General features: G+C 66.8%; 1 protein-coding gene. It reads left to right on the forward strand.

What is annotated here, in order from left to right:
- Positions 1-1,339: DUF4159 domain-containing protein (locus E5W70_RS32385; RefSeq protein ID WP_292665424.1), on the forward strand; the 1,339-nt coding region annotated here is incomplete at both ends.

Here is a 1,339-nt window from a genome sequence, read left to right on the forward strand (position 1 = left end):
GGCCGAACCGACGCCCGACATCGTCGAGCGCACCTGGGCCACGCTTGCCGACGGCACGCCGCTGGTGACCGGGATGAAGAAAGACAAGGGCACCCTCGTGCTGTTCCACGTCACCCCCGAGGCGACATGGTCCAATTTGCCGATCTCCGGCAGCTTCGTCGAGATGCTGCGGCGCATCGTGCAATTGTCGCGCAACCAGGGCGCGGCTGTCGCCAATGCCGAGGCAGCCGCCACGTCACTCGCACCCTATCGCATGATCGCCGCCGACGGCACGCTGGTGCCGCCGACGCCGGATGCCAGGCCGCTGGTGCCCGGCGCCGGCCCGCTGCCGGTGACGCTGGAAAACCCGCCCGGCCTCTACGGCTCGGAGACGGGAGTGTTTGCTCACAATCTGCTCGGTGGCGACAGCGCATTCACGCCGCTGGCCCGGCCTGAAATCACGGTGCCGGTCACCACCATCCAGTATGCCTTCGACGAGCAGCGCAACCTCAAAGGTCCGCTGGTCACGGCGGCCCTGGTGCTGATGGTGCTCGACACGCTTGCCGTATTCTGGATGGGCGGCCTGTTGTCGCGCCGGCCGCGCCGTGCCGGCGCTGCGGCGACGGCAGCCGTCCTGCTGGTTGCGCTCGGCGCCCTGATTGGCCACGCGGACGTCGCGCGTGCCGACGACGCCAAACCGGGAGATACGGAGGCGATCGGGGATATTTCTAAGACCCGGATCGCCTACGTGCTGACCGGCGAGCCGGGTGTCGATTCGATCAGCCGCGCCGGGCTCGAAGGCCTGACCCGCTTCCTTATCGAAAAAACCGCGCTCGAACCCGGAGCACCGGCCGGCGTCGACATCTCGAAGGACGAACTGTCCTTCTATCCGCTAATCTACTGGCCGATCGATCCCTCCGCCCCGATGCCGAGCGAGGCCGCCATCGCCCGCATCGACGCCTACATGCAGCAGGGCGGAACGGTCTTGTTCGACACCCGCGACCAGTTCGCCAATGGCATTGGTGCGGATTCGACCAGCCCGGCGACGGAGCGGCTGCGCGACATCCTCGGCAACCTCAACGTGCCACCGCTGGAACCGGTGCCGTCGGACCACGTGCTGACCAAATCCTTCTACATCCTTCCAGAGTTTCCCGGCCGTTTTGCTGGCAGCCCGCTTTGGGTCGAGGCATCGCTTGAAGCCAGCAACACCGAGAACCGCCCGGTGCGCACCGGCGACGGCGTTTCGCCGATCATGATCACCGCCAATGATTTCGCCGGCGCCTGGGCGGTCGACGAGAATGGCGACCCGCTATTGCCGACCGTGCCGTCGGATCCGATGCAGCGCATCTATGCGCTGCAT

Source organism: Mesorhizobium sp., from assembly GCF_005063415.1.
GTDB lineage: Bacteria > Pseudomonadota > Alphaproteobacteria > Rhizobiales > Rhizobiaceae > Mesorhizobium.